This is a genomic window from Ruoffia tabacinasalis, assembly GCF_005864045.1.
Taxonomy (GTDB): domain Bacteria; phylum Bacillota; class Bacilli; order Lactobacillales; family Aerococcaceae; genus Ruoffia; species Ruoffia tabacinasalis.
This window is the reverse complement of record NZ_VBSP01000019.1, coordinates 35,511-42,178: the sequence shown is the minus strand read 5'-3', so window position 1 is coordinate 42,178 and position 6,668 is coordinate 35,511. Positions and strand designations below refer to the sequence as shown.

General features: G+C 34.0%; 6 protein-coding genes. All 6 read left to right on the top strand.

The genetic code is table 11. The features are described from left to right. Positions 1–232 precede the first annotated feature (232 nt). A complete protein-coding gene (locus tag FEZ33_RS06625) occupies positions 233–613 on the top strand; it encodes a GNAT family N-acetyltransferase (protein ID WP_328590775.1) in 381 nt (126 codons plus the stop codon). A gap of 135 nt (positions 614–748) precedes the next feature. Continuing rightward, positions 749–1,258, top strand: coding sequence for a MepB family protein (locus tag FEZ33_RS06620; RefSeq protein ID WP_138404615.1), 510 nt, complete (start codon positions 749–751; stop codon positions 1,256–1,258). 161 nt (positions 1,259–1,419) lie between these two features. Further along, positions 1,420–1,551 carry a hypothetical protein gene (locus FEZ33_RS12870; protein ID WP_268951509.1) on the top strand — a complete coding sequence of 44 codons (132 nt, stop codon included), beginning with the start codon at positions 1,420–1,422 and terminating at the stop codon, positions 1,549–1,551. Positions 1,552–1,722: 171 nt separating this feature from the next. After that, positions 1,723–3,936, top strand: coding sequence for a helix-turn-helix domain-containing protein (locus FEZ33_RS06615; protein ID WP_138404614.1), 2,214 nt, complete (start codon positions 1,723–1,725; stop codon positions 3,934–3,936). A 189-nt stretch (positions 3,937–4,125) separates the two neighbouring features. Further along, the gene (locus FEZ33_RS06610) at positions 4,126–4,983 is read left to right on the top strand and encodes a 3-hydroxyacyl-CoA dehydrogenase family protein (protein WP_138404613.1); all 858 of its coding nucleotides are present in this window, start codon (positions 4,126–4,128) and stop codon (positions 4,981–4,983) included. A 62-nt stretch (positions 4,984–5,045) separates the two neighbouring features. Continuing rightward, positions 5,046–6,626, top strand: a complete 1,581-nt coding sequence (locus FEZ33_RS06605; protein WP_138404612.1) for an acyl CoA:acetate/3-ketoacid CoA transferase — start codon at positions 5,046–5,048, stop codon at positions 6,624–6,626. Positions 6,627–6,668 lie beyond the last annotated feature (42 nt).

Sequence of the window (6,668 nt, the reverse complement as noted above, 5' to 3'; positions counted from 1 at the left end):
TAAAGACTTGAGTTATAAAAGAATCGAAAAGCGACATTTCCCCCATGGGGGAAACCCTATACCTAAAAGTCTAATGGGGTATGTCTTTTGAATAACAATAGTGTTGCATTTGATTTGACAACAGAGGAGAGAAACATTTTGAAAAACTATTTAAATTTGAACTTGAAAACAGAGGTTATTTTGAAGAAATGGTTCCGAGCCGTGGGGATGATTATTATAACTTAGAACATTTATACAAAGAAACAAAGCTTTAATCGACGAACAAGATCAAGGTTTATCTTATTTTTATTTAATTATGAATCAAGAAGGTGTAGTTCTTGGAAGAATGAATTTAGTGGATATCGAACAACCAAAGAGGCGTGGTCATGTCGGCTATAGAGTGGGGAAAGCATATACTGGAAAAGGAATTGCTAACAAGGCGTTGAGGATACTATTAGATACCACCAATCAGTTAGGCATCAGACAGATATCAGCGAAGACAACTACAATTAACATAGCATCCCGAAAAATCTTAGAGAAAAATGAATTTCAATATATTGAAACAGCCAAAGATGAATTTAAAATGAATGGACACTTATTATCGTTTATTTATTATAGGTGGGAGAAATCATAGATAACTTATCGTGTAAGAAGTTAGTAATCGTGTCTTAATCGCTGATAGAAGTTATTGTCTGTAATATTAATTCGCATCAAAATAGTTTAAGCAGAATAGACCATCACTGCTGAACGAGGTAAAGGAAGTGTGTCAATGAAAGATTTTTACACAGCATTATCATATATGAATGAAAGAATATATAAACCAAACGGCATAGTTATTTCATCAATCCAAGAAGAGAAACAAAATGCTAAGTACGGAGCAGGTGTCTTTAAAGTATCATCAACATCAGTCCGTTTTAGAGTCGCAAATATTACACCAACAAAAATAGGGCAATTTGTTGCCATTTGGGAAAAAGATGATAATGATAAAAACCAACCATATAAATACTCGGCGGCACCTGATTTATTAGTTGTTACGGTATTTAAAAGTGAAAATGAATTTGGCCAATTCATTTTACCAAAAGAAGAGCTTTTCAGACAAAGCATCCTCATTTCAAGCTCTACAAAAGGAAAAATGGCATTAAGAGTTTACCCTAGTTGGGATATACCGACTAGCAATCAAGCGACAAAAACACAGGAATGGCAGCTACCTTATTTCGTTGATATGAGCGACCCAGGTAAATTAGATATTGAAAAATTGATGAGACTGTATTCCGTTTAAATAAAAAGTTGTTACTTGACAATTTATCAGGTAAAATGAATCATTGTGAAAATAGACAGAGGTCAGTGGCGTCACGAGATGAGTTCTGCGAATGGAACAACAAACTATAAACCCTTAATATAAACAGAGTGTGTAGAAGAAAAGATGAAGGCGGTGGAAGAATGAATTCAAAAGAGAAAATGTTAGAGATTATTAAAAAGAAACAGGTTGGTGGCGGAAGATCTAAAAAAATGGCCGAGCCAAAAAACAATATAAAAAACATGCGTAAAGGGCCAAAGATATTTAATAAGTAAGCTAAATATCCCTGTCACGTGCAGAAAGATACCTCTTATAGATTAGGAAGGTATTTTTTTATGCGAAAAATGACGTGAAGTTGAGGGTGGAAAAGAAATAACCTAAACCATTATTGAATATGCTACAATAAAGTTGAATGAAATGATAGCGGTTTCTAGGAGGAAGTATGAATGGGAGAACATGAAGTGATTGAGCAAGATAAAAGCAATTTTATAGACTCATTAACAGTTCACTTGAGCAAGTTAAGTCGAAAGATGTTGAAAATTGATACACGAGAAGAAGTATTAAAGTATATAACGGATTCATTCTTGAATGTTTTCAATTGCGATGTTGTCGCAATTGGAATAATCGAAGGAGATCAATTAGTAATGAACTCGAGTGGAGAAGAATCTTCTAAGCGCGATGTATTATTTCCATTTCCAGCTAAAGATATTAATCCATTATTATTAGAAGGAAGTATGACAAAAGAAAATGATTTATTAGCACACGACTCGGTATTAAGAAATTATTTTGACGACAACAATTTTTCAACGTGGTTTACAATGCCAATCTCAGATGAAGATATAGCTCACGGTCTCGTTATTGTAGGATACCAAGAAGATACGATACTATATGATGAGATGCGAAGTCATTTTGATGAATTAGGTGAGTATGTAGCGATTGTATTAGATTTGATTAATCGAAACAAACATAAAAGAAAATCAATGTTTGATATGCACCTAATAGCTAATCAAAAGGATCATGATACAACAGTGGATGAACTTGTATCGATTGTTACAGGATTTAGTGGAAGGGAATCACAGTCAAATTCTGTAGCTATTTATCTCTTTAATGAAGAAAAGAACAGTTTAATTATGCAACCAGCAACTTATAGATATGTAAAGAAAGATAGTATTATCGAATTAACCGAAGATAATTTATTGAATACATACTTTCCAAACGTAGAGCGAGTGGGTCACCATTCAATAACGGTTCCTTTAACCGTAGATATGGAATTAATTGGCGTTTTATATGCTGAGAAAGACTCAGAGCACATCTATACTGGCTATGATTTAGATCAATTAGAAATATTTGGAAATTACTTTTCAGTTAACTATGAAAATATGCAACTGATTAATAAAGAGAAAGAACAGAAGAAAGCATTAGAGAATATGCTTAAGGTTCAACAAGAAATGATGAAATTTACAATAAAATCAGATGGCTTTACAGAAATGAATGAGAAGTTAGGGGAACTACTTAATAGTAGTATCATCTTATATGATCGCTTTTTCAATGTGATAGATTTTTACTTACACGATGATGATGTATTTTCAAAGCAAGAAGTTAAAGAAGCTGGAATGTACGCTAGAAAGAATCGCACATTAAAACAAGTGACGTTTGATTTTGTTATTAATGAAGATTATATTTTTGATGGTATGCCAATATCTGATGGTAAAGAAATACATGCTTATATTGGAATTGCTTTGCCAGATAATTTTGACATGGAACTCCTAGCCTTGACTATTAATATGATTAAAAACGTATATTCTTTACAATTTACAAAACAAAAAATTGCAATCAATGCTCAAGAACAAATAAAAGGATCATTTGTAGAGCGTTTGTTGTACAAATCTATTGAGGATGTACAGGACATTTTAGAATATGCCAATTTATTTAACTGGGATTTGTATATGCCTCATAGAATTTCAATCTTAAGAATAAGCTTACCAGAGTATTCAGCTCAGAATATCATTGAAGAAAAGGCAAAAACCAATAAACATATTGATCTTATGCGTGTATTGATTACAAATTATAATAGTAAGGTCATTACAGCAGTTATCGAGGATCAATTAGTGATTTTTACGCCCGTAACTAAAGTAATTTCGAAAAACTACTGGGAGAATCAATACAATTACTTGAAGCGTTCTATAGAAGAAAATGGATATGCGATAGACTTTGTCATTGGAATCGGTGGGGTTGCTGAAATACCAAGTCAATATTATGAAAATTATCAAAAAGCCCAACAAGTGACGAATATTTTACTAAAATCTGAATTTGAACAACCATATGCTTTTTTTGACCAAATGGGATCTTACACAATACTTAATTGGGTCAAGGAGAATCCAGCGTCTAAGTTGTTTGTTAATAATTATCTAAAAAAGTTATATGAATTATCAGATAATCAACAAGTTGATTTGTTCGACACATTGAAAGTCTTTTTAGCGAATAATGGTAATGTGAGTGCGACAGCTAGTGAATTATACATTCATAGGAGTTCGTTAAATTACCGCCTAGAAAAGATTCAAGGAATTTTAGATCTTGAACTTGATAATTTCGATGAACGATTTAATCTTGTCTTAGCATATAAATTATATGAACTTCATGGAAATGATATTTTTAAATAAGATGATTATAGAATAAGCTTTGCTTTAATAGCGAAGCTTTTTTGTATCTCTTTGACCGTTTTGAAAACGCTTTCCTACAAAGTGTTCAAAAATCAAAATTTTTTCCGCATAACCTACAATGATACCGCTTTCAGTTAAAGGTATTATATGAGTATAAATAAGATAACCGATATGAAAGGCGGAAGTAAAATGGCAAATATTAAAACAATTGGAGTGGTTGGAGCAGGAGCAATGGGATCAGGAATTGCGATTGTGATGGCTACTAATGGCTATAAAGTAATCTTAAGAGATATAAAAGAAGAGTACGTACAAACTGGTTTAGATCGAATTAGCAAATTCATGGATAACAGTATTAAGCGAGGTAAGTTAACAGAAGAAGGTAAGCAAGAAGTTCTAAATCGAATTACAGCAACAACTTCACTACAAGATATGAAAGATGTTGATTTAGTTATTGAGGTTGTTATTGAAGATATGGATATCAAACAACAAGTATTTAAAGAGTTGGATGAGATTGTTCGTGAAGATGTTGTATTAGCAACAAATACTTCATCAATGTCAATTACTGAGATTGCTTCAGTAGTTAAAAATCCATCACGTGTTGCAGGAATGCACTTCTTTAATCCAGCACAAATTATGAAGTTAGTTGAAGTTATTCGTGGATTAGAGACATCAGATGAAACAGTCGAAACGTTACGCCAAGTAGCTGAAAGTGCTAAAAAAGAAGTTGTAGAAGTGAAAAAAGACGTACCCGGATTTATTGTGAATCGTATCATGATTCCACAATTTATTGAAGCGATTAAAGTCTTAGAAGAAGGTATTGCATCAAAAGAAGATATTGATAAAGCAATGCGTTACGGATTAAACCATCCAATGGGTGCATTTGAGTTACAAGATTATGCAGGTGTAGATATCGGATACTTTGTGATGGAGTACTTCCAAAAAGAGTTTGCTGACAACCGTTGGGCTCCACCTTTATTAATGAAAAACATGATGCGTGCAGGGCGTAATGGTAAGAAAGCTGGTAAAGGATTCTACGACTACGAATAATTTAAATCGAATCAAGTTCAAAAAAAATGTTTAAAGTAATAAAACATTAAAGGAGAATTTAAATGGCAAAAAAAAGTAAAGTGATTTCTTATTTAGAGGTCGCAGAATTAGTGAATGACGGCGACTTACTGGCTACTGCGACTTTTGGGCTAGGAGGATTACCAGAACAATTATTAGTCGGAGTGAAAGAACGTTACGAAAAGGAACAACATCCAAAAGACATTACATTCATGTGGTCATGTGGAATTGGTAATAATACACCTGGAAGAGGTGCAGACCACCTATTAGCAGATGGTTTATTAAAACGTATCATTGCAGGACATGTTGGATCATCTCCAAACACAGTAAAAGCAATTGTAGACAATAAACTTGAAGCATACTTATTCCCTCAAGGAGTATTCACTCAATTATATAGATCAATCGCTGGTGGGAAACCTTTCTTAACAAAAGTTGGATTAAAGACATTCGTGGATCCGCGTTTAGAAGGTGCTAAATCAACACCAAAGACGACTGAAGAGCTCGTTCGATTAGTTGAATTTGATGGTGAAGAGTGGCTGAAATACCCCGATTTTGATATCGACGTTGCATTTATCCGCGGTACATACGCAGATGAAAATGGGAACTTAAACGTACAAGACGAAACATGTAAGTTAGAGCAACTTGAATTAGCAATGGCTACCAAGAAAAAGGGCGGAATCGTAATTGCTCAAGTAAAAAAAGTTGTTGATAACGGGCAGCTTCATGCTAAAGAAATTTTAGTTCCAGGTGGATTAATTGATTATATCGTTGAATCCGAACCAGAATACCACTATCAAACAATGGGTACGCATTTTAACCCAGAGTTTTCAAACGATATCAAGGTTCCTCTAGGATCAGAAAAACCATTGCCATTAACGACACGTAAAATCATTGGACGTCGTGCAGCAATGGAATTGTCACCGGATTCATTAATCAACCTAGGTATTGGAACACCAGATATGGTCGCCTCTGTAGCATCTGAAGAGGGAGTAGCAGATGAGTATACAGTTACTTTAGAGATGGGATTATGGGGTGGTAAGCCAAATAGTGGCTTGGACTTCGGGGGTTCACGCAACGCTGAAGCATCAATACCAATGGCAAACCAGTTTGATTTCTATGATGGTAACGGTCTGGATTTATCAGTTTTAGGTATTGGTGAGATTGATGCAGAAGGAAATAATAACGTAACAAAATTTGGACCTAAAGTACCTGGCCCAGGTGGTTTCATTAACATTTCTCAAAATACGCATCATTTAGTTTTCGTTGGAACATTTACTATCGGCGGTAAAGCACATATTGAGAATGGTAAATTAGTCATTGATGATCAAGGTAAAGGACCAAAATTTGTGAGTAACGTTGAACAAGTCAGTTTCTCAGGTAAGTATGCCACAGAGAATGGTCAGAAACTTCTATATGTGACAGAGCGAGCAGTCTTTGACTTACATGAAGGAAGAATCAGACTAATTGAACACGCACCAGGTGTGGATGTTCAAGAAGATATCTTAGATTATATGGAATTCGAGCCATTAATTTCAGAAGACTTAAAAGAGATGAACCCTGATATTTTCCAAGAAACTTGGGGCGGTTTAGGAGAAATTATTAAACAAAATGGTTTGAACACATAATACACATTCAAAAAAATACAAAGCACAAAAAATATTTTAGGA